Here is a 20843-nt window from a genome sequence, read left to right as displayed (position 1 = left end):
TGCCAGTGAAATACACCGACGAACTCAAGGCTCGTGCCGTCGAGCTCGTCATCCATGCCCAGGCCGACCCCGACACCGCGAACGGAGCGATCACCCGTGTTGCGAACGAACTCGGTCTGAGTAAAGAAACCCTGCGAGTCTGGGTGCGAAAGCACAAGGACTCCGGCAAAGCCACACCGGCCGAGTCGGTCGACCTGGAAGCGGAGAACCGTCGGCTACGGGCTGAGCTGGCCGAAGCGAAGCGGGCCAACGAGATTTTGAAGAGAGCGTCGGCTTTCTTCGCGGCGGAGCTCGACCGCCCATCGAAGTGATCGTCGCTTTCATCGACGATCATCGTCACGAGTTCGGAGTCGAGCCAATCGTGCGCGCCCTGTCCGGGACTGCTGCACGGATTGCTGTGAGCTCGTATTACGCCTACAAGAAGCGTCAACCATCAGCCAGGGCCCGTCGGGACCAAGCACTGATGGTGGTCATCCAGGATGTCTATGAGGCGAACTATTCCTGCTATGGAGTGCGGAAGATGTGGAAGGCGATCAACCGCGACTACGCCGACCAGTTCGGTCCGGTGGCCCGCTGCACAGTGGAGCGGTTGATGCGCCAGTTGGGCATTGACGGGATCCGGCGGAAGCGGAAGCGGCCGAAGACGGCCTCAGCACGTGCTGAGGAGTGTCCGGATGATCTCGTCGAACGTGAGTTCGCAGCACCGGCACCCAACTGTTTGTGGGTTGCGGACATCACGTATGTTCCGACGTCTGCTGGGTGGGTGTACACGACGTTCATCCTTGATGTCTTCCACCGGGAGATCGTCGGCTGGCAGGTGACGAACCATATGCGGGAGTCGCTGGCCAGGGACGCACTCACGATGGCTCTCGCTGCGAAGTATCGGGCCGGCGAAGACGTCTCCGGGCTGGTGCATCACTCGGATTATGCCGAGGTTTTCGTTAACCCGAGGAATCCGCGCTTGGCCTGGTCAGAGTACTTGTGGTTCCACTTTCCTCGGGTTAATGTTGTGCCGACTTATCGCAGACTGTACAAGCTGTCGAGTTGTGTGTTGGTCAGATCGGGCACACCTGGGGTCGGTGTAGCGGCATTGATTGCCTGACGCATCATGTCGAGCGTCGCGAACGCGTAGAACGTTTCTGTCGTCGAGGCATTCGTGTGCCCGAGGAGTCGCATAATGATCGGCAGCGGAATTCCGTCTTGGTAGAGGTCCATCGCTTTCGTCTTCCGCAACATGTGTGGGTGCACACGAAGCGGTATCGAGTGGCATTCTGTTCTGGCTTTTGCTGCCGCCTGGTGGACGATCAGTGACACGGAATCCGTGGACATTCCCGAGACTTGACCTTGATGGTGAGTGTAGAACAAAGGACGATCGGTGCTGATCTGTCCGGGGTGGAATTCGGCGAGATACGAAGTCAGATGCTCAACGGTTCGGGTTGTGATCGGCACGATCCGAATTGTGTTGCCCTTCCCGTGGACCCGGACTTGGGCTGGTGAGGTTAGTTGAACATCAGCGCAGGTGAGTCCCGTGAGTTCGCTGACTCGCAGCGCGGTGTCATAGAGCAAGATGAGCATCATGTGGTTGCGACGCGACTTCGTTGTTCTCATGTCGAAGGCACCCAGCAGAGCCCGTGTTTGGGTGGTGTCGAGATATTCGATGGGGCGGTGAGGGGTGCGAGGCGGTTTCACTCCTGCTGCTGCCTGGGCAACGGCTACGAGGGTGAGGTCTTCGTTGGCGGCGAAGTTCAGGAAGGTACGCATTGCAGTCAGTCGCAGAGTCACCGTTGTGGGGGCATATGATTTTTCGGTGTTCATCCATTCCAGCCAGGCCTTCACCGTGTCGCGGTTGCAGTCATCGAACGTGATCTGCCCGCGGTTCTTCTGATTGTGGTTGGTGACGAAAGCCAGAAAGCATTCGAGACTGAGCCGGTAGGCCGTGATCGTTGCCGGCGACGACTTACGCACTTTGGGAAGGTAGGAGTGGAGGAAGTTGCGGGCGAAGACGAAGAAGTCAGGTGCACCAGTGTCGGGGTTGTGTTTCATTCGGCACTGTTTTCCGGGATGACCCTGTTCGCTGAGGTCCTCACGAGGTCGGAGTAGACGCTCATGAAATCTGGGGATGTGTGCACGTAGTAGAGAGTCGAGTCGATTCCGGAGTGTCCCATGTAGGTGCTGAGGTAGGGCAACATGGTGTTGACATCGGTGCCATTTCTCATCCAGCGTTCGATGTTGGCGTAGGCGAAGTGATGTCGGAAATCGTATGGTCGTGGTCTGGGTCCGGTTGCTGGGCGGGCTAGTCCCGCATGGTCCCAGATGCGGTTGAATATGATGCCGATCGACGAGGGATTCACTGCGGTACCGGTAGCGGAGACGAAGAAGGTGCTTCGCTCGGGAAACTGGTGTCTGGTCTGATGGTGGCAGTCGGTGAGGATGCTCATGACTTCGGTGGTGAGTGGGAGTAACCGGTCGCGCCCGGTCTTCGATCCTGTGATTGTGATGGAGCCGTTGGTGAAATCGATGTCAGCTGGTGTCAGCTTTTTCACTTCACGGGTCCGTAGGCCCGCAGAGTGCATGAGGAGGAAGAATGCAGTGGCCTGCCATGACCAAGGGGAGGCAGCGGGAACAGTTGGTGCCGCGGTGAAGAAGGCATCGATATCGTATTGGCTCAGTAGATACGGGGTGGAGTGAACGATCCCGGCTTTCCACTCATCGGTGAGGACATGAGCATTCGGGTCGCGGTGGACGCGCATCCACCGTCCGAAGTCGCGGATGTAGGACATCCACGACCGGTGCGTCGAGCAGCGGGTGAGTTCGTCGAGGACCCATCCTTCGACAGCGGCCCGATCCAGTCGGGTGACCGAGTGGGCTGTTGCCCAGGCATCGAAGTGACGCAGGTAGTGGATTCGTGAGCGCCCGGTCTTGCCGGTTCGGGCTTTGAAATCGATGTAGGCGCGAAGATCTTCGCCGAAGATGCTGGTCAGGGTGCTCATGGCTGGGCTCCTTTGGGAGTTGGGAGAACACAGTCGCGGAGCCGTTGAGTATCTACTGTGTAGTACACGGTCGTCGAGGTTGGGTCGGCGTGTCCGAGGACTGCGGAGATCGTGGGCAAGGCAGTACCGGATCGCAGGAGCCGGGTGGCAGCGGTGTGGCGAAGGAATTGTGATCCGGCCGATATCGGTACCCCCGCCGTGGTCAGGGTTTTCGTGATGATCACATGGATCGCAGCATGGTCAGTGAGCCTGGTGTGTGGAGCTTTCGTTCGCAGGAACACTTCCGGGCTGTCGCTTGGCGGCCGTTGGTGTAGAACATAGTCAGCCAGTCGCTGGCAGAGCAGTCCAGACAACGGCACTGTGAGGGGGTTCCCGGTTTTGTGTTGGCTGATTGCAAGGGTGTGATGGTGCCAATCGATGTCAGCCAGCGTCATGTGGATGATATCGATCGAGCGCAGCCCGGTCGTCAGCGCCAGCAAAGTGATCGCGGCGTTCCTGGATGGTGTCGATGATTGTTGGCATCCGGTGATGATCTGAGCACACTGTTCGTCAGTCAATGCAGGGATCACGGCGTGCTTGCGGGCGACGTTGATCAGGGTCAGTGCGTCGATGAGGTCGAGGCGGTGACAGTATTTGAAGAAGGGACGCAGGTTCGAGGCAACCCAGGGGAAAGATGTTGCCTTCCAACGGTCGAGGAGGGATTCGAAGTATCCGGTGACGGTGTTCCCTGTCGCCGCGTCGAGGCCAGTGATGCGGTGGTCTTCGAGGAAGGCGAGATAGCTGCGAGTCGCACGGCCGTAGTCTTCAATAGTGGCGTCGGCCAGTCCACGCGCACGCATGTGGGTCTCGTAGATGGTGTAAAGGTCGGAAAGTTCGGCACTGGTCGGGTAGCGGCCGCCCCCGCCCAGGGTTCGGCGGGAGAGTTGGATGGTTCCGGTGTCGAGGTAGGTATCGAAGAGGTGGGTGAGTCTGGAGAAGTCGAAGCGTCGTTGAACGCTGAATTTTCCTGTCCGGGGGCTGGTCGTCAGCGCTGCGAACTTTGCTCCCAGTTCCGGGGTGTAGAAGTTGTTGTTTTTGTCGCTGGCGTATTGATTGAGTCGTCTGATTGTTTTTAGGTAGTTGCCGATGGTCGATTCTTGGTAGTCGGCTTCGCGCAGAGCGGTAATGACGATGTTTCCGAGCTCGGTGACTGTGTGTTCCATGACCGTGTCCTTCCTCGTCGTTGAGGTCGATGGATACGGTAGAGCCTAGAGTTCGATGTCGAGATTAACCCGAGGAAAGTGGAACCACAAGTACTCTGACCAGGCCAAGCGCGGATTCCTCGGGTTAACGAAAACCTCGGCATAATCTGAGTTAACCCGAATTCGGGTTAATTCGGATCGCGGGGTGCAATTCCGGTCGATTCGCTATGGCGAGACCCTGGCGGAGTCCGAAATTGTGGCATCTGTGGGGTCGCGTGGGGACTCGTATGACAACGCGATGGCGGAGGCGCTGAACTCGGTATACAAGGCCGAGCTTATCGACCGGAAAGTGTGGTCGGGGTTGATTGAGGTGATGGCGGAGACGTCGAAGTGGGTGGCTTGGTACAACCAGGAACGGCTGCATTCAGCGATCGGGTACCGACCACCGTTCGAGGTCCGTTCCGAATGGATCAACCAGCCCGGGGTGGAGTCCGCGGCTGCTTAGGAAACCAAGAAAAGGAGCCTCTACGAAACCCGGGGCTTGACAGCTGGCTGATATTCGGGTTCCGCGCAACAGTACCGGTCGTGCACGCACACGTCCGAACTCGGTTTTGGGCGACCGAGCCTATGGGTCCAGAGCCAATCGCGAGCACCTACGATCTCGTGGAATCACGGCAGCGATCCCTGAAAAGAAGGACCAGATCGCTGCTCGGAAGAAACGTGGAAACAGGGGAGGACGCCCACCAGCGTTCGACGCCGTTGCGTATAAAAACCGTAACGTCGTCGAGCGATCCTTCGCCTACGTCAAACAGTGGAGAGGATTAGCGACTCGGTACGACAAGCTCGCGATCACCTACCGGGCTGCCGTCGTTCTCAGCGCAATCTTAACCTGGTTGCGCATATAGGAATGGGTCATTCCATAAATACTGTGGTGAAGTACTCGACGGCATCAGCACTTACCACGTCACGCGCACAATACGGATCATCACGGTCACCCAAGAAGTCATAATGGCCTACCTGCGCCCCTACGTTCCGACCGCTAGCCTTTGGGACAGAGTCGAGATAGACAAGTGCGTTGTCCTCTGCCGGAGTAATGTCGTCGGCTCCGCCCCAGCGGATCTCGAACGGAGCGGAGATTGCTCTAAGACTCCTCGGGTCAAGCAAGCGACCGATCGCGGGCGCGATCACAAAACCCGCACGAATTCTCTCATCGGCGACCGACTTACCGCCGTCCGAGATCCTCGCACTAATTTGATCCTCTGTATAGCGAGAGTGAAGCTGCTCGACCACGTTTGGATACTCAGGCAACTGCGGCGCTGGGACCAAGCCGCTTAGCACTGCGTTGAGCGCCTCTGGATTCGTTCTTGCCCCGAGAAGCGCAGCGACCGTGTAGCCTCCGATAGAGAAGCCCGCGGCACCAATCTTCTGCTCGTCGATGTCATGCCTGGAAACAAGGTAGTCGAGAAGGAGCGAGACATCTCGAGCCCGTTCCCAAGTGAATGAGAAACCTTCAGGCAGATATACGTCCTTATAACTATTGCCGTGATGATCAACGCCGGCGACTAGAATGCCAGCGTCAGCCAGGGGCTCGGCCAGCCAGGAAAGATCTTCAACTGCGCCGCCGGTCCCGTGGGACAGGAGAACTACTGGGAGGGGCCTGTCGGAGCAAGCTGGCCTCCACACGCTCACAGAAAGAGGTCTCGCACGGCTATTATCGGACCAATGCTGGCGAGTCTCGTCGGACAACGTCACAGTTTCAGTAAGCATGACCTCAATCTATACCTCAAGTCTGCTGGCATTCAGTTGATAAACGTACTCAATCGACTCATCATGGAAAATTCTCTCAACTACGCCGAGGTGGCTGTAGCTGCTGTCAGTTTCAGAAGTCGTTTGCACAGATTTCAGAAGCCGCCTTCACTGGATGAACTTCAACTCAGAAGTGGCCTGTACACAAGCCCGCGAGACGAAAAGGCCCCACCTAGGAATCGGTCAGGGGCGCAGAAGCACCTTACCCTGGGATCCCTGGCTCAACGACAGGGCTAGCCCTTCGGCTATGTCGCCCAACGGCAGCTCCTCCTGTATCCGTGTTCGGATGACCCCTTCCCGCACGAGATTGAAGACCTGGGTGAAGGCGGAGACCAACTGTGCCCGTTTGGCGCTGTGGACCCATTCGCGCAATCGGAAGTAGTGAATATTGAGGTCGGGCCGGTCCTGCCGCAGTTTGGGCGACAGTGGTTGGCCGGACAGCAAGCCGTAGTGCACAAATGTTCCCCCGCGTCTCAAGGACTGTGCCAGGTCGATGCCTTCACCGCCGCCCACGCAGTCGAACGCGAGGTCGAGGCTTCCTGTCCCTGTAAAAGCATGGAGCTCTTCGCGCCAACTGTCAGTGGAAGTGTCAATCACGTGAGCCCAGCAGCTGCTGGCCTCTTCTTTCCTCGGGTGGCGCATGAGCCCGATGGTACGGGTACCCCGCTGAGTGAGCAGATGCCCGAGGGTGCGGGCGATGGCGGAACCGGCGGCGTTAACGACTGCGGTATGTATTCCGGGCGAGCTGGCGTGGAGGTCGATCATCCTGATGGCTGTCAGTGGATTAATGTAGGCGGTGGCCGCATCCGTATCACTGATGTCGTCGGGGACCGGGATGCACCAGACCAGGGAGCAAGGCTTCACGCTCTGCCAACCGCCAGCTGCTCCGATCGGCAACACCCTTTGACCGAGGAGCGCCGGATCGTTGTCGGAGTGGACGGTCTCGACGGTCCCGACTCCCTCAAAGCCGGGGATGAAGGGAAGTGTCGTCCGGGACGGGTAGGCCCCCGAGACCGGTATGAGGTCTGAGGGGTTGATGGGGGAGGCAATCATCCGCACGGCCGCGGCACCTCGTTCCAGTTCTGCAGGGGCAAGGGACTCTACCTGGAGAACTTCTGGCGGAGGGCCGAAACGGTGGGCGATGACGCCTTGGTTGGAGTGCTGCATATGTAGGTGACCTTTCGACGCAGACTAAGGACGTGCACGGGGACGCGTGAACTAACCGACTGTGGTTGCCCTGTGTCAGTTTCAGGAATCGAATGTACTGATGCCAGAAGTCAGTTGCACACTCGCTGGCTGAATGACTATCACCGGTCGCACCGCGTCAGTGAAAACGGTAGCCGATGTTGATAGCTGTGGCCCCAGTGTGGCCGATCCAGATCCGACGAGGAAGCGCAGTGAAAGACTGCAGAGACGGTTCCGTCGTTTCCCATGGCCGCCACTGCTCTACGAACTTACTCCCACACGTGGTGCTGGAAGTAGAAGCGAATCAGGGACATACCCGGATCAGGAGTCCGTGTCGCTGCACCCTCCTGGGCGATGGAGCTGGGGAGCCTAGCCCGATTGTTCGAAAGCACCGCATGAACGTCTTCCTCGCCCATTGTGATGTTCGCGGTGAACCCAGTGGTGTTTCGATCCTTGGGAAGTGGATTAAAGTCGTCGCCAGACAGCTCCCAAAGAGTCCACTCCTTCGTGTACCAGACGCCATCATGGAGGTACTTGACCTCCGTCTGTCCGACCGGTTCAACTTCCAGATTCGACTCAGGCCCGCACTTGCTCACCAGCTGCCCGTCCTTAATTGCCTCGACGACCTGCGACACCTTGACACCAGTCATCGCCGACTTGGGGACACTCTCCGAATCCTGCGAAACAGCGGCCAAGAGAACCTTACTGGTGGAGTACGGCACGTACGTCTCGCTCGAGTGCTCGTTGTCGAGCTCAGAACTGATATCGCTCTTCGAACCAACGAACACCGGCAGATACGCGAACGACACAGTACCTTCTAACGTACCGGCCCGGGCAGACCCATCGAGGTCATCGGGAGAACAGAATTTGTCCGGGTCCTCCTCGTAAGCAAGCCGCTGATACTCTTCACGACTCGTCCGCGACGGCGACGGGCTGCCGTCATTGGCTTCCTGATCACCGCTAGCATGATCACTCTTATCGCTATCCCCGCCAACGTCATCGTCGCCAGAGGAACAGCCCGACAGTCCCGCGGCCAGCGCAACAATGCACGCCAATACCGTCGTCCGGACCGGGGCATGACAGCGGCAGCCGCTAGACCGCGGCTGAAAGCTCGGGAGCTTCACGTGAACGAACACCTCTAACGTATCGCTTAGACGCGGTGGAATGGGCCTGCAACTTTCAACTCCAGGGCGTCACATGAAGAGGATAGCTCCTAAGCCTAGTGCCGTTAAGTTGGAGTGATGATGGTCGGCTTTGCGGTAGGTAACGGTTCGGGATATCTGTGGTGTTGCTTCTGGGCCCTGCGTTCCTAAAGGTCGATCGCAGGTGGCGTCACCGCGCTCGGCGCGCCAAATATCAATCACAGATCAACGCCACCAAGCTTACGTCCACAGCCGCGTTCTACCGCGCCAGGACCTTGGCCCCATCGGGCCGCAGCTCACCAGTTGGAGAGACATGGCGGTATAACGTCTGGCGAGTCACCCCAATTTCTTCGCACAGGTGACCGACGTTGGTGCCGGGTTGCCCCATCGATGCCATGGCCAATCGAACTTTAGCCGGCGTCATTTTGAACGGCCTACCACCCTTACGCCCCCGAGCCCGGGCCGAAGCCAGGCCGGCTTTGGTGCGCTCGGAAATCAGCTCTCGTTCAAACTCAGCCAGGGCGGCGAAGATCCCGAACACCAGCTTGCCCGACGCGGTGGTTGTGTCAATGGCAGCGCCCTGACCGGTGAGCACCTTGAGTCCCACACCCCGCTCGGTGAGGTCGTGGACGATGTTGACCAGATGCCGAAGATCGCGGCCGAGACGGTCGAGCTTCCAGACGATCAACGTGTCACCGTCCCGGAGTGCTTTGAGGCAGTTGGTCAACTCGGGACGGTCGTCTTTCTTGCCGGAGGCTTTGTCTTCATAGAACTGTTCAGGATCGACTCCGGCGGCGATGAGCGCATCGCGTTGCAGGTCGGTGGTCTGTGACCCGTCGGCTTTCGACACTCTGACATATCCGATCAGTGCCACCGCTACCTCCATCACTTATTCGATCGTTTGTGTGACAGTCCAGCGGACCTTTCACCGCTCATCACATGTTGTGGAGATGCCTTCTACTTTGTACAGATCTCCACGTACATTGGTTACGCACACGATGCGCGGCTCACTTGACAGATGATTCCAATCGCCGTGAGTCATCGGGTAGGTAGGATCGGGGTCATGATGTTGCCTGCAGATTCGCATGTTCATAGCGAGTGGTCCTGGGACACCGGCGGCCCGAGGTCAGGGGCCGCTGGTCGAATGCGAGCTACCTGCGCTCACGCAGTCAAAATCGGTCTCCCTACTATCATTTTCACCGAACACCTCGACATACCCCGCACGTGGAGAACAGCCCCTCAAGACCTGATGCCGCATCAGCAGCACATGCTCAATGATGATGGGCTCGTTGACTTCGCTGAGTTCGATGCTGCTGGCTATTTCGAATCAATCGAGCGTTGCCGCCACCAGTTCCCTGATCTGCGGATACTGACCGGCGTGGAATTTGGTCAACCCCACCTACATAACGTCGATGTTTCGAAGATCATCGATTTAAGCAATGTGGACCGAGTCAATGGTTCACTCCACACGTTGCAATTTGGTTCGGTCAGGGCAGAGCCGCACACACTTTTCCGAGAGCACCCTGTTGAGATGGTCATGTGGGAATACCTCGCAGAAATCCCACGCATGGTCGACGCCTCCGACTCTTTCGAGGTGTTCTCTCACATCGACTATCCGATCCGCATGTGGCCGGTCTCAGATCGCGGCCCCTTTGATCCACGACAGTTTGAAGAAGGCTTCCGGGAAGCGATGCGGGCCATCGCCGTCAGTGAACGAGCTTTGGAGATGAACACGCGCCGCCTCTGGTCCTGGATACCCCAATGGTGGGCGGAGGAAGGTGGAAAAACTATAACCTTCGGCAGTGATGCTCACGAACCTGAGGCAATTGCCTCGCATTTCCCGGAAGCAGTAGCCATGGTCGAGCGGTTTGGATTCAAGCCGGGCCGCTCGCACGAAGCTTTCTGGTCACGAACCCACACACGTGGTGTTTCTTGAGCTAAACCAAACCAGCGTACGCCCCAATTGGGTTCGGGTTACGCCGCGAGACTTGGGCTCCGCCGACCGTTGCCATTGTTGTGCATCGTCGAGTGCTGGATAGGAGGCGTCTCCAGGCGAGTCATGTGGAGACGCCTTGTGAGGTTCAGCGATAGTGTGTCGGGTATGCCGTATGCAGCGAGAGGTGACGAAGCCACACGTGAAGTGAGCGGTCTCGGCGTTGTTCACACGTGGGGTACTGGACCTGAGATCGTGCTCCTCAGCAACCCCCTTGCTGATCCGGTGCAATGGTCTTCAAGTGCGCGCGGAGAACTTCTAATGCGAGGCTACCGTGTCACCACGTTCGAACACCGATCATCAGGAGACTGGGAATCTGTGGTCGCATGCGTCTCGGAATTTCTTGCTCACAGGCGAGATCCTGTTGCGTTAGTGGGCTGGTCGCAAGGTGCGGCGATTGCTCAAGAGGTTGCTCTCTTCGCGGAAGACAGGGTCCGTGCGGCGGTACTGATCGCGACCTATGGCCGTCAGAACGCTATTGACCGTGTCTTGCAGCGTGCGTGGGCAGCTTTGCCTGATAAGGACGACGACCCATTGCGATTGGCTTTGAGTTTCCTCTCTTCGTTTCCTCCCGATCGGCTGGCCGACGATGAGTTTGTCGAGCGCATGGTTGAACTTCAGTCAAAGTGGGCTGGGCAGCCTGATCCTGACGTACGAAGACGATCCGCGACGTTCATCTCGTCGTACCAGGATCGTCTGCCTGCTTTGGCGAGTATCCGTGTTCCGAGTCTCATTATGGGATTCGAACGGGACACTGACACCTTCGTTTCCAGGGCGCATGAAGTGGCCCTGGCGATTCCAGGGTCCGAGTACGTTGAACTACCAGGCTTGGGGCATGCTGCTCCTATCAGTGATCCTTCCGAAGTGTGGCCTGTCGTGATCGACTTCCTCAGAAGAACTTTTCCGCCGGTAAAGGAGTGAAGATGTGGTTCGAAAGGAGACGAGTCCTACCTTGCACAGCTCATCACTGAGAAGGCCGCACGTACAGACTTGGCCTGCGTGTTGTGTGCAAAGCAGGACGGATCTCCACACATGTGAGCTTCAGCGATAAATGGCGGTGTTCTTTCGACTTTTCGTGGCGGTACTGAGTTCACGATCTTTAGGCGATCTCCGCGTTCGTCTACGGACTGCTCGGCAATAGGGCGTGAACCCCTTGAAGTGGACACATCAATGTGTACTATCAGGCAGCAACATCCATCATAGACGTATAATCGACCTCAAAGTCAACCGGTGCTCGATACCCCAAAGCCGAGTGCCGACGCCTCGAGTTATAACGAACTAACCACCGAAACACCTCCCGCCGACACTGGAATTCACAAGACCATCGTTTCGCTCCCTGCAGCGTCTCCCGCTTCAATGCAGCGTTGACCGACTCCGCCAAGGCGTTATCAGCACTCGACCCGATCTTGCCCATCGACTGGACCACCCCGAACCGACGACACATCGCCTGAAACGACGAGTACGTATATTGACGTCCATGATCGCTATGAAAAATCGTACCTTTCAGTGTTTCTCGGTTGTTTGTTACATTCTGCAACGCGTCCTCGACGAGACTGGACCGCATGTGATCGGCGATCGACCAGCCCACGATCCGCCGCGAATACAAGTCGATGACCGTGGCCAAATACAAGAACTTCCCCTCATCACCATAGGGTAAGTAGGTGATGTCGCCGACGTAGGTCGTGCCCAACTCAGCGGCCGAGAAGTCCCTGCCCACCAGGTCGGCAAACACCTGAGCACCTGGGTCCGAGATCGTCGTAGTCTTCGGCTTACGCAAGTGGATACCGACCATGCCGTTGTTCCGCATCAGGCGGGCAACCCGCTTACGGTTGACCGGTTCGTCCACGTGCGGGTCATCGGCGAGTTCGGCCGTGATCCGTCGGTACCCGTACGTGTGGTCCCAGAATTCGAAGTGGTGCTCAATCCGCTCGCACAGAGCATCATCAGCAGCCTGCCTGGCCGCCCGTGCCGTCCGGGAGGCACACCACTTGTAAAAGCTCGAACGCTGGATACCCAGCACGGAACACATCCGCTTCACCTCATAGGTGTTCCGGTGGTCGTCAACGAACTGGAAGCGGATCACCAGGTCGTCTCGGCCGCGAAATACTTCGTGGCCTTCCGCAGGATCGCTCGCTCCTCGGCGAGCTTGTCGTTCTCAGCTCGCAGACGCTTGGCCCGAACGATCAGATCAGCGTTCTCGACCCGCAGACGCGCCAGCTCTTCCTCAGCCGACTCCGGATGGCCTGCCGCGGCTGTCGGGACTGTTCCGGCGACCTTCCGGGCCTGATGCACCCAGGACTTGATCGCGCCACGCGAGACGCCCAGGTCGGTCGCGACTTGGGAATAGGACATATCGGGATGAGTCTCGTAGAGCGCGACGGCGTCGGCTTTGAACTCGTCCGAGTACTTCTTCTTCGGCATGGTTTCTACTCGCATTCTCCGGCCCATTATGGGCCAGTCTCAGCGTGTCCACCACTCAGGGTTCATCCCCATAATTGAGTTTCGAGACCCTCCCACCCCTCGGGATTAGCCAGCATCAGTCGTGAAAGTCTTCAGGCTCCATCGGGATGCGCTTGGCCATGAGACAAAACTTATTGCCTTCCGGATCCGTTAGGACGAACGCCGGCATCGTCGCAGCCAAGCAGAATGGCACCATCCGCCGGCTAGCGGGAGCAGAGATCACGACCACCACACCCATCGCCGCCAGGACGACCCCGAGGAGCAGGGGGCCAATCAGGGCCATCCCCGCCGCCGCTCCGATCAGGAGCCCCACCTGACCGAAGATGTTGAACAGGCCAGATAGCACTGCGAGGACCCTGCCACCTATCTCTGCCACTCACAAACTGGGTCCGACGAGATTTCTTGGCGTACTGCGGTTATGCACCGCAGTTGAGCGCTGGCAACTACAACCCAGGTCGCGTGGATAGACGTGCAGCGGCGTATGAGGCGTTGCTGGACGAAACAGCGGTGGCCCAAGTCGTTGCCGTTGAGATACTCAGGCCGAGAAGCCGTGAGAGAACCGGTGCTGGCAATGAGATAGCCAAAGGCGTCAGTGCTGCCTTCCTGTATTTCGTCGGATTGTGGACGCCGAGTTTGCGGAGGCGAGCCGCTAATGACGTGGATGTGAGGTGTCGTCCGGGGACGCCTCCTGGGAATAGCCAGTCGTCGTCCGTTGCGGGTGTCATCAGCCGGGGAGCTGATCGATCGTGTTGAGCGTGGATTGCCGCGATGTCCAGTGACGAGGGAAGCTCAAGCGGATCCGTTCCGATCAGGATGCTGTATTTGCCGTCGTGTTCGCGAAGATCGGAAAGCCTCAACTCGGCGATACGGCCAAGTCGAATGCCGTAGATCAATAGCAAGCACCCCGCGAGTCTGGTCTGGCCGCTGATCATTTTCGAGGGGTCCAGGAACTGGTCGAGTACCGTCCAAACTTCGGTGCTGGTTATGCCGGCAACCGTGAGTGCTGTCGCACGAGCGGCCGGGATGGTGACCTTTGCCGAGGCGAGATTGTTCTCATAACACCATGTCAAAAAGTGTTTGACCCGTATTCGTGTTCCCGGCCCACGGGAGAGCCAGTTGTCGACCAACGATTGATTGACACCTTCGATCGAACTGCCGCGCGAGCGTAGCCAGCCAATGACCTCAATGATGTGTCCCAGCTCGGTGCGGATCCCGCTCACCTGGCCGTCTCCGGCGGGATCCGTCTGCCGCCGCAACCTACTCAAGTGTCTCCACCGGCCAAATTGTAGAAAGGCACGCCGCTCCGATGGATCAGCTACCTCATCGGCAGTGGCAGCAATCCACGCTTCAAGCCTCGCCAAGTTCTCATCCCGCCAGGCCAGCACACCGTGCTCGACGAGGAACGCACGAACAACGACTTCCGAGCTGCCACTGGCAACCTGGGACAAAGAGTCGTGGGAAATTCCCCCAGGATGAGCGATCAACGATCGAAGCACTGCGACCGATTTGCGCCGCTGGAATAGTGTAAAAACTGCTTGTGGCGGGGCCGCACGTAATGCCTCACGCAGCAAATCTCGCCCGTTTGCAACGGGTGACGGGCCGCCTTCGAACAGCGAGTCGACGAGGTCCGCGGCTTTGCAAAACGGGCAGAGTCCGAGCTGGGACAGGTATTCGAAGCGGCAGCATCGGAGGCAGTTCTGGTGGAACAGCGGATTCCGTTCACCGCATTCCCAGCAGTAGGGCGCCCCGTCGATCCGGGCACGGACCTGGCGGTCCTTCCCGCAATCGGCGCAGGCTTCGATGACTTTCGGCGAGCATGTCGCACACAGCGAACCACCATCGGCGAGGCGGTTCGCTGGAACTTTGTTACGCCGGCACTGGCTGCAGGGTTCTTTCGACAGGGCGCAGTTCTCGCAGATGGCTCGTGCGGTGCCCGCGAAGCGGCAGGGACGAACGTGGCCGCAACTGGTGCAAGTGCCGCTACGTTCCTTCATTCGGCACGTGCGACAGAGAAGTCCCTCAGGTCGTTCTGAGCCGATTTGTTTTGTTCGGCCACATCGTGAGCATGTGCCGAAGTTCTGTGGGAGACGGTTCACACAGCTGATGCAGAGACGCGTGCCGTCGACCATGATCCGGGATGTGATTGACGGTTGCGAACACGAATCACATGGAGCCATGTTTGCGCGCCTCCTGCATCTGTCGCAGGTGCGAAGTCCATCCAACTTCTCGGTGAGAGGCACTTGGCGAGAACAGTGGCCACATGCTCGAACTGGGAGGATCGCGCCGACGGACCTCACGAGGTCATACATAGTTCCGAAATTCGCGCTCCCAAACTGAGGGTCTGCGAACAAGTCGCGGGAAGATAGCTCGATTTCTAAACGGGTGCGCAAACAGATGCTGGCCGACATCCCGTTGGTTGCCTGTCGTAGCCGAGCCTCGAACTCTGTACGGCTGCCCGCTGATCGAGTTCTGAACAACACCGCAGTGACGAAGTCCTCGGCCCCGGTTATCGAGCCGAGGCGCCAACAGCTCTGACAGATTTGCGTGTTGAGGACTTGACCCCGGCGTTGACGGATCCTGTGGCAGAGTCCGCATTCAACATCGGTTCGCCTCAGACTGTAATCACAGCGAGCACAGACTTTGCCCACACTGGCAGTCCGAACTAAGGGCCGCACATCGGCACATTTGGCGCACCGCGGTAATTGGACGACTCTGGCGCCGGAATCGCGCAGGTCCCTGATCAGTCGCGTCACCGTGGCAGGTGTGGAGTCGAGCCCCCGCGTCAAAACCAGCGGATCGCTGATGATATGGGCGTGCAATCGCGCCAGCGCAGGAGCAGACAGCTTCAGTCTGCGGACAACTTCGGCGATGAGGACAGTGGGCAGGGACGACTCCATCTCACCGATAATGTGCGAGAGCTCGCCGGTGCAGAATGAGACTGTTTGCGACTCACGCATCGGGGGCGCCCGGGACTTCCATCCGAACCGGACGCAGTCCACCGAGTTTCACGGCCGCGGAACGGTCCCGAGCGGTCGAGCTTTCCGTTCCTGTCGCGGCTACGGCACTGCCGAGATCCACACCCTTAATGAGGTCATCCGAGCTGCACTCGAGAATGTCGAGCAACGCGACGAGAACGTGGAGATTGAGTCGTTCCGGCTTCTCTGCTGCGAGCCGATAGACCTGGCTCGACGACAGATTGATGCCTCGTTCTTGAAGGAGTGGAATAAGGTCCGTGGTACTGAACAACCCCTTGGTCGCCATTACTTCGCGCAGTTTCCACTCGTAGCCAACGATCTTCATTTGCCCGGTCCTTTAGTCGGTCGTGCCTGCTGGTTCTTCTCCAAGGCTTGTCTCATCATTGTGTTCATGAAGTTGCCCGTGACGTGTGTGTAAATCCCGGTCGTCGTGCCCCACTGGTGGCCCATCTGCTCCTGAATAAAGCGCGGGTCGAATCCTTCTTCGGCGAGGTGAGTGGCATAGCTGTGTCGTAGACAATGTGGTGAGAGCACACTGTCGAGGCGGATCTCATCACGGTAGACGGCGAATCGCTCGGTGATTTCTTTGGCCTGAAGCCGGTTACCTCGTTCGGTGACCCACAGCAAGTTCGACCCCGACATTCGAACGGTCGGCCAAACCTCGTCGACGTATGCCTTCAATGCTGCGACGGCTCCGGCACGAAGCGTCAGTACGGAGCGACGCTTCTTCCCGCTGCCGTGGGAGCCTTTCCCGAACTGGACCTGCAAAATCCCGTAGTCGCCAAATTCCGGTGCATGGGGATTGCGGTAGAAGTCGGTGACTTCCAGGTTCGCAACTTCATCGGCTCGAAGCCCCCAACCGTAGATGACCTTCATGATCGTCGCGTCGCGATAGACCTGCAGGGCACCCTTCTTGTGCTGGTCGAGGCGCGAATCGACACTCGAGTCGATGTGGTCAAACAGACGCTGAACCTCGTCGCGTGCCAGCGGTCGGCGCCCCGGCCTCCCTTCGTAATCGAGGATGTGTCTGGCCGAGTTCCACTCATGCACGATCTGTGTTGGATGTGTGCCAAAGCGCTGTTCGCACTGCTGCGCCCACGTGTAATGATCAGAGATCAGATAATTGCAGAAGGCCCGGATCGAGGCTTGGTAGACCCGTAAAGTCGAGCGCATCAGCTTCCGCTCTGAGATGAGGTGCATCATCCACTCGTCGAACATGCCTGCGGTCCAGTTCCACGGGAATTCGTTGGTGAACTCCTGCAGAGCCACCGCTCGTGCGACGTTGGAGTCGGCAGACTGTCGTTTATTCAGCCGTCCGCCGACTTGGGCGTCTGTCCACCCCTCGACCATTGCCGCGAATACGGCTTCTTCCTCGTTGATGAACGCCACTCCCGGCGCAAGGTACAGCGAGGATTCGCCATAAGGGACACCTTGTTTCACCATGACCACCATTCGCCTGAGGGGATAATCATGCATCGGATGCAGATATAATGTCAACAGACACGGAATCAAGCGGGAGCAGGACCATCCAGTGATGCCTTCGCGACTCAGATCACGCTTGTATTCCTGCATTTGATGCAATACCCGCAAGTTTGCCGATTGAGGCTCGAGCTCACGGCGAGCAGGTTGAGCGGATCGTTGCCGAATTCTCTGAGGGTCTCCTCGTCGAATTTCAGCGCGCCCGTCTGCCATGCGTTGGAGCGGGCGACGATGTGGTCGATGTCGACGCTGTTCGCGCTCCGGTCGAAGTCGTAGGTCTCACCGGCGTAGGGGTCGGACAGTGTTCCCGCGAGGACGATGCAGCCGCGGGTAAGGGCCTTGAGTGTGATGGTCGTCAGGTCGCGGCGGAGCACGTCATTGCGGGTGTCGCAGCCGTTGTGGTCGGTGTCCGAGCGCCATTTGAACAGGTCACCGTCATAGCCGGTCTTCGGTGCCCGCCCCTTGACCGTGAGTTCGTCCAACATCGCCGAGGCGGTCCCCGCAGCCGAGCTGCCCGCCTTGCCTTCGTCTTCCCCGGCTCTGCTGTCGGTTCCCTCTGTTGACGTCGGCGCGGCAGTGTCGTCGGTCGGGGCCGCGTTGTCGGTCGGGGCTGCAGTGCTCTGAACCGGGGTCGGGTCGGCCGTGCTCGACGCGGCGGTGTCGACGGTCGGTTCGGCCGCCTCGGCGCACCCGGTGAGCAGGCCGAGGGTGAGGATGGCGGCGAGCGCCGGCAGAGTGCGTGGCCTCGACGGGCTCTTCGACCGCCCGTTGAGACGGTCGGTCGAGGAGGGGTTCGCGCTTGACGCGGGGCGGATGTGGTGCGGGGAAGGAGGCATGGGAAGACTTTCGGATGGTGCGTTCTCGAGCGCGACGGTTCAGACGTGGTCGTGGACCGAGCCGACGATGCCGTCGCTGCTCGGTCCACCAGACCAAGCGTAGATCGGCTCGCGCGGCAGCGGTACGGCACGGGCATCAAAGTGTCCCATTCGTTACAGGCCGGGGCCGCGATGAGTGTGCGATCGGGGTCGTCTGCCTGCCGTCGCCGGTGTGAAGGTGCATGATGGAAGGAGACGGTGAGCAGCCTCGGTGAGGAGGAGTTTCGATGCGACATGACGAGGAGCGTCCGCGGACCAGCGGTTTCCTGTCCGATGGGGTCGTGCCCGGTCATTGGACGCAGGTGCTCGCGGGAATGCGGACGAATGCGTTGACGTATCTCACCCTCGATGAGGTGCGTGCCGAGGCATCTCACCTGCTCATCCTCGCGCCGTCTCCCGAGGTGGCGCAGGCTTGCTTCGGAGAGCTGCTCGCTGAGTTTGCGGACGGCGCGGATGTGCCGACCGCCGAGGTGATCAAGCCGGGCGACCTCGTGCCGGATCGCGTCCCCGCGCGGACGTGGGTATTCTTGCCGCATCGACAGGATGGGTGGACCGAACTCGAGGAGACCTCGACGAAGGTGCGCCACGACTTGGTCACGGAGAACTCTGCACGCCGGCCCGAGGACAAGCTCATCCTCATGGAATACGGGATCAACCTGTGGATGTGGACCGAACCGCCCTCGAGCGGCGGCGACCCCGTCTGCCACGCCGGCGAGCTCATCAGCTGGGAGAGCGCCTGGGCGCTGGACGGTTCGTCGGTCACCACCGGCTTCGGTGTCGAAGGAGCAGGCGCCAGGGACGACATCTCCGACGCACCAGCTGCCGCGGGCGCGTCGGCCCGCCCGCCCATCTACTTCGGCCTGCCGTCCCTGCTGCGCCGCCGCCGCTGGGCCAACTAAACCCCCTACGCGTCGCCGAGCGGCGGGTCGCTAGACCCCCTGCGTCGCCGGCCGGTGGGCCAACTAGACCCCCTGCCTCGCCGAGCGGACCACTTAGCGCCGAGCGGACCGCTTGCAACTGGTTCGCTCGACGCTAAGTGGTCCGCTCGGCGCAGGGATTGGGCGAACGGGGAATCAGCGCGAGCACGCCCTCACGCCACTGCGACGACCGCTCCGGCGGCGATGAGCAGGATGAAGTAACCCCAGGCGTGGAGCATCTCCGGGATCTTCGGCACGCGGCGACGCAGCACCACGATGACCGGGATCGCCCCGATGAGCAGGGCCGCGGCCGAATAGAGGTCGAGCGACCCGACGATACCCGGGGCGCCGATGTTCGCATGGGCGGTGATCGTCACGAGCACGGCCGGGCTCATGATCACCAGGGTCAGGGGGTTGGCCAGCGTCGTCGCCACGGTCATCGTCGCCCCCGACCGCCGCATCATCGGCACTGTCATGACCGACCCGCCGACTCCGAGGAATGAGGCCAGACCGCCGATGGGCACGCCCCACACCGAAGAGATGCCGCGGCCACCCTCGCCGGTCTCCTTCCGAATACGGGTTCCCTGACGGAAGAATCCGGGGCGCAGCAGCAGGTCGATCGCGGTGATCGCGATATAGGCGACGAATCCCCATTGCAGCAGCGCTTCCGGTGCGAACCTGCCGCCGAAGGCCCCGAGCGCCCCACCGAGGGCGAGCAGGATGAGCAGCCACCACCGACCCTGCAGGTGGGCGAGCGTCTCCCGCTTCGTCGAGACCGTGGCGACGATCGCGTTGATGAGCATCACCAGCGCCGAGGTGGCCGCCGCGACCCGTGCGGTGTCGCTTCCGAGGTCGGCATCGACGATGGTGATGATCGGCACCGCGACGAACCCTCCGCCGAAGCCGAAGAGCACCGTCGTCAGCCCCACAAGGATGCCGATGAGTATGAGTCCGAGGAACTCCATGCCAGCCCGAGAGCCTCAGAGCCTGGCGACGAGCAGCGGCTGAGTCACTGACCCGACATATCCGAATTCGTCGGCGAGGTCACCGTCCGCGACACCGCGCCCATCCGGGCCGATATGAGTGCGAGCGTTCATATTCAGCCACTCCGATCGTGGTTCCCGCGCGAATGTCAGCGACAGCGAAGGCGGGATGAACGTCCACTCACCGTAGGGCACAGCGGACGAGACTCCGTTCGCCGAATCGGCCGCGATGACGAAGCGCTGGATCGGGCTCGTCTCCTCTCCGGCGACGAGCGGAATGCGCGGCCGGACCCAGACGTCGGCGGGCCCGAGCTTCTGCAGCCCTCCGGAGGCGAAACGCCATTCGATGGCCCGCCCGTAACCCCAGTCGGAGCCGATGCCCGGGAAGTACCGCTGTTCCTGCTCACCCGGCACCGAGGAGGTCGTGAAGTCCGTGGCCACCTCGGCGCTGGAATCCGGGGTCGAGCGCATCCGCCACGCGGTCGCGGTCACCGCCAGACGATCGTCGGCCCAGAGCTTCGCCTCGACGAGTTCGATGCGTTTGCCCGGACGCACGATGGTCGCCTCGGTGCGGATGCGTCCTTGGGGAATCGGACCGAGCATGTCGATCGTCAGCCGCCCGATGCTCATCGACTCGTCTTCTCTGACTCGTTCGACGGCGCGGGCGAGCAGGGCGGCGGGCGGTCCCCCGTGCTGCATCGCCGGATCCCACGGGCTCGTCGTTGCCACGGTCGAGTCGAACTCGTCGCTGCCGCGCGGAATGTAGAAGGCCTCGGGCAGAGGCGCGACCTCGTTGTCTGTCATGCAATCTCCTCAGTCGTCGAGAGTTACCGCCATTGTCTCCGAACTCAGTCGGC

Annotated in this window: 21 protein-coding genes, 1 pseudogene and 1 other annotated feature; of the genes and pseudogenes, 7 read left to right on the top strand and 15 right to left on the bottom strand. The window is 59.9% G+C overall.

The features are described from left to right. Window positions 1-5 precede the first annotated feature (5 nt). Window positions 6-311, top strand: coding sequence for a transposase (locus ACSE4D_RS12110; protein ID WP_164742795.1), 306 nt, complete (start codon window positions 6-8; stop codon window positions 309-311). After that, window positions 272-400, top strand: a sequence feature (AL1L pseudoknot). It overlaps the preceding gene by 40 nt. Continuing rightward, complete coding sequence (locus tag ACSE4D_RS12105; protein ID WP_426937141.1) at window positions 308-1102, top strand: IS3 family transposase; 795 nt, start codon at window positions 308-310, stop codon at window positions 1100-1102. It overlaps the preceding feature by 93 nt. Before ACSE4D_RS12110 ends, ACSE4D_RS12105 begins: the two co-directional genes overlap by 4 nt. On the opposite strand, the gene ACSE4D_RS12100 is transcribed toward ACSE4D_RS12105, so the two are convergent. Genes ACSE4D_RS12100 through ACSE4D_RS12090 form a run of 3 tightly spaced genes read right to left on the bottom strand, consistent with a single transcriptional unit; the run spans window position 1018 to window position 4192 of the window. Further along, window positions 1018-2043: a tyrosine-type recombinase/integrase gene (locus ACSE4D_RS12100; protein WP_135448633.1), complete on the bottom strand. Its 1026-nt coding sequence runs from the start codon at window positions 2041-2043 to the stop codon at window positions 1018-1020. The genes ACSE4D_RS12105 and ACSE4D_RS12100 overlap by 85 nt on opposite strands. Continuing rightward, a complete protein-coding gene (locus ACSE4D_RS12095; RefSeq protein ID WP_135448631.1) occupies window positions 2040-2990 on the bottom strand; it encodes a tyrosine-type recombinase/integrase in 951 nt (316 codons plus the stop codon). Before ACSE4D_RS12095 ends, ACSE4D_RS12100 begins: the two co-directional genes overlap by 4 nt. Continuing rightward, window positions 2987-4192 (bottom strand): tyrosine-type recombinase/integrase, encoded by a 1206-nt coding sequence (locus ACSE4D_RS12090; protein ID WP_135448629.1) that lies wholly within the window; start codon window positions 4190-4192, stop codon window positions 2987-2989. Before ACSE4D_RS12090 ends, ACSE4D_RS12095 begins: the two co-directional genes overlap by 4 nt. Before the next feature lie 184 nt (window positions 4193-4376). On the opposite strand from ACSE4D_RS12090, the gene ACSE4D_RS12085 reads away from it, so the two are divergent. Both ACSE4D_RS12085 and ACSE4D_RS12080 read left to right on the top strand, forming a co-directional pair. After that, window positions 4377-4676: an integrase core domain-containing protein gene (locus tag ACSE4D_RS12085; RefSeq protein WP_426937140.1), complete on the top strand. Its 300-nt coding sequence runs from the start codon at window positions 4377-4379 to the stop codon at window positions 4674-4676. 43 nt (window positions 4677-4719) lie between these two features. Next, window positions 4720-5076, top strand: a pseudogene (locus ACSE4D_RS12080) (transposase); the annotation flags it as partial. 7 nt (window positions 5077-5083) lie between these two features. Here the strand turns inward: ACSE4D_RS12080 and ACSE4D_RS12075 are convergent. From ACSE4D_RS12075 to ACSE4D_RS12060, 4 genes are all read right to left on the bottom strand, one after another. Beyond that, window positions 5084-5938, bottom strand: coding sequence for an alpha/beta hydrolase family protein (locus ACSE4D_RS12075; protein ID WP_101573655.1), 855 nt, complete (start codon window positions 5936-5938; stop codon window positions 5084-5086). A gap of 222 nt (window positions 5939-6160) precedes the next feature. Continuing rightward, on the bottom strand, window positions 6161-7144 hold the full coding sequence (locus ACSE4D_RS12070) for a zinc-dependent alcohol dehydrogenase family protein (protein WP_101573653.1): 984 nt from the start codon (window positions 7142-7144) through the stop codon (window positions 6161-6163). Between the two features lie 287 nt (window positions 7145-7431). Further along, on the bottom strand, window positions 7432-8286 hold the full coding sequence (locus ACSE4D_RS12065) for a hypothetical protein (RefSeq protein WP_145997453.1): 855 nt from the start codon (window positions 8284-8286) through the stop codon (window positions 7432-7434). A 277-nt stretch (window positions 8287-8563) separates the two neighbouring features. Then, the gene (locus tag ACSE4D_RS12060) at window positions 8564-9178 is read right to left on the bottom strand and encodes a recombinase family protein (protein ID WP_426937139.1); all 615 of its coding nucleotides are present in this window, start codon (window positions 9176-9178) and stop codon (window positions 8564-8566) included. A 144-nt stretch (window positions 9179-9322) separates the two neighbouring features. Here ACSE4D_RS12060 and ACSE4D_RS12055 point away from each other — a divergent pair, with 144 nt between their 5' ends. Beyond that, window positions 9323-10240, top strand: coding sequence for a PHP domain-containing protein (locus ACSE4D_RS12055; protein ID WP_426937138.1), 918 nt, complete (start codon window positions 9323-9325; stop codon window positions 10238-10240). Between the two features lie 252 nt (window positions 10241-10492). Continuing rightward, window positions 10493-11218 (top strand): alpha/beta fold hydrolase, encoded by a 726-nt coding sequence (locus ACSE4D_RS12050; protein ID WP_426937137.1) that lies wholly within the window; start codon window positions 10493-10495, stop codon window positions 11216-11218. A 259-nt stretch (window positions 11219-11477) separates the two neighbouring features. On the opposite strand, the gene ACSE4D_RS12045 is transcribed toward ACSE4D_RS12050, so the two are convergent. The 6 genes from ACSE4D_RS12045 to ACSE4D_RS12020 form a co-directional block, all read right to left on the bottom strand. Beyond that, window positions 11478-12718 (bottom strand): IS3 family transposase gene (locus ACSE4D_RS12045; protein WP_374701033.1). Its coding sequence is split into 2 segments (ribosomal slippage): window positions 11478-12391 and window positions 12391-12718, totalling 1242 coding nucleotides; the frame shifts between segments, so codons are not numbered across the junction. Window positions 12719-12833: 115 nt separating this feature from the next. After that, a complete protein-coding gene (locus ACSE4D_RS12040) occupies window positions 12834-13103 on the bottom strand; it encodes a hypothetical protein (protein WP_226838548.1) in 270 nt (89 codons plus the stop codon). 97 nt (window positions 13104-13200) lie between these two features. After that, window positions 13201-14751, bottom strand: coding sequence for a hypothetical protein (locus tag ACSE4D_RS12035; protein WP_145998947.1), 1551 nt, complete (start codon window positions 14749-14751; stop codon window positions 13201-13203). A gap of 955 nt (window positions 14752-15706) precedes the next feature. Continuing rightward, entirely contained in the window at window positions 15707-16057 is a 351-nt protein-coding gene (locus ACSE4D_RS12030; RefSeq protein WP_101556009.1) for a helix-turn-helix domain-containing protein, read from the bottom strand. Then, window positions 16054-17184, bottom strand: coding sequence for a tyrosine-type recombinase/integrase (locus ACSE4D_RS12025; protein ID WP_426937136.1), 1131 nt, complete (start codon window positions 17182-17184; stop codon window positions 16054-16056). The genes ACSE4D_RS12030 and ACSE4D_RS12025 overlap by 4 nt, the downstream gene beginning before the upstream one ends. A 95-nt stretch (window positions 17185-17279) precedes the next feature. Then, entirely contained in the window at window positions 17280-18047 is a 768-nt protein-coding gene (locus ACSE4D_RS12020) for a GmrSD restriction endonuclease domain-containing protein (protein ID WP_426937135.1), read from the bottom strand. Between the two features lie 266 nt (window positions 18048-18313). Between ACSE4D_RS12020 and ACSE4D_RS12015 the strand changes: the two genes are divergently transcribed. Next, entirely contained in the window at window positions 18314-18985 is a 672-nt protein-coding gene (locus ACSE4D_RS12015; RefSeq protein WP_426937134.1) for a hypothetical protein, read from the top strand. A 191-nt stretch (window positions 18986-19176) separates the two neighbouring features. Here ACSE4D_RS12015 and ACSE4D_RS12010 read toward each other — a convergent pair whose 3' ends face one another. Together ACSE4D_RS12010 and ACSE4D_RS12005 are read right to left on the bottom strand one after the other, a co-directional pair. Then, complete coding sequence (locus tag ACSE4D_RS12010) at window positions 19177-19968, bottom strand: sulfite exporter TauE/SafE family protein (protein WP_426937133.1); 792 nt, start codon at window positions 19966-19968, stop codon at window positions 19177-19179. Window positions 19969-19983: 15 nt separating this feature from the next. Beyond that, window positions 19984-20790, bottom strand: coding sequence for a thioesterase family protein (locus ACSE4D_RS12005; protein ID WP_436326014.1), 807 nt, complete (start codon window positions 20788-20790; stop codon window positions 19984-19986). Window positions 20791-20843 lie beyond the last annotated feature (53 nt).

The sequence above is a fragment of the Brevibacterium sp. FAM 27836 genome, assembly GCF_051351055.1.
Taxonomy (GTDB): Bacteria; Actinomycetota; Actinomycetes; order Actinomycetales; family Brevibacteriaceae; genus Brevibacterium.
The sequence above is the reverse complement of the archived record's forward strand: the minus strand, read 5'-3'. Positions and strand labels throughout refer to the sequence as shown.

Excerpts from the sequence above, each read along its gene's own strand:
- ACSE4D_RS12005 (WP_436326014.1), bottom strand. The coding sequence starts at position 20,790 with ATGACAGACAACGAGGTCGCGCCTCTGCCCGAGGCCTTCTACATTCCG.
- ACSE4D_RS12030 (WP_101556009.1), bottom strand. The coding sequence starts at position 16,057 with ATGAAGATCGTTGGCTACGAGTGGAAACTGCGCGAAGTAATGGCGACC.
- ACSE4D_RS12035 (WP_145998947.1), bottom strand. The coding sequence starts at position 14,751 with ATGAAGGAACGTAGCGGCACTTGCACCAGTTGCGGCCACGTTCGTCCC.
- ACSE4D_RS12095 (WP_135448631.1), bottom strand. The coding sequence starts at position 2,990 with ATGAGCACCCTGACCAGCATCTTCGGCGAAGATCTTCGCGCCTACATC.
- ACSE4D_RS12075 (WP_101573655.1), bottom strand. The coding sequence starts at position 5,938 with ATGCTTACTGAAACTGTGACGTTGTCCGACGAGACTCGCCAGCATTGG.
- ACSE4D_RS12070 (WP_101573653.1), bottom strand. The coding sequence starts at position 7,144 with ATGCAGCACTCCAACCAAGGCGTCATCGCCCACCGTTTCGGCCCTCCG.
- ACSE4D_RS12010 (WP_426937133.1), bottom strand. The coding sequence starts at position 19,968 with ATGGAGTTCCTCGGACTCATACTCATCGGCATCCTTGTGGGGCTGACG.
- ACSE4D_RS12015 (WP_426937134.1), top strand. The coding sequence starts at position 18,314 with ATGCGACATGACGAGGAGCGTCCGCGGACCAGCGGTTTCCTGTCCGAT.
- ACSE4D_RS12020 (WP_426937135.1), bottom strand. The coding sequence starts at position 18,047 with ATGCCTCCTTCCCCGCACCACATCCGCCCCGCGTCAAGCGCGAACCCC.
- ACSE4D_RS12025 (WP_426937136.1), bottom strand. The coding sequence starts at position 17,184 with ATGGTGGTCATGGTGAAACAAGGTGTCCCTTATGGCGAATCCTCGCTG.
- ACSE4D_RS12100 (WP_135448633.1), bottom strand. The coding sequence starts at position 2,043 with ATGAAACACAACCCCGACACTGGTGCACCTGACTTCTTCGTCTTCGCC.
- ACSE4D_RS12055 (WP_426937138.1), top strand. The coding sequence starts at position 9,323 with ATGATTCCAATCGCCGTGAGTCATCGGGTAGGTAGGATCGGGGTCATG.
- ACSE4D_RS12090 (WP_135448629.1), bottom strand. The coding sequence starts at position 4,192 with ATGGAACACACAGTCACCGAGCTCGGAAACATCGTCATTACCGCTCTG.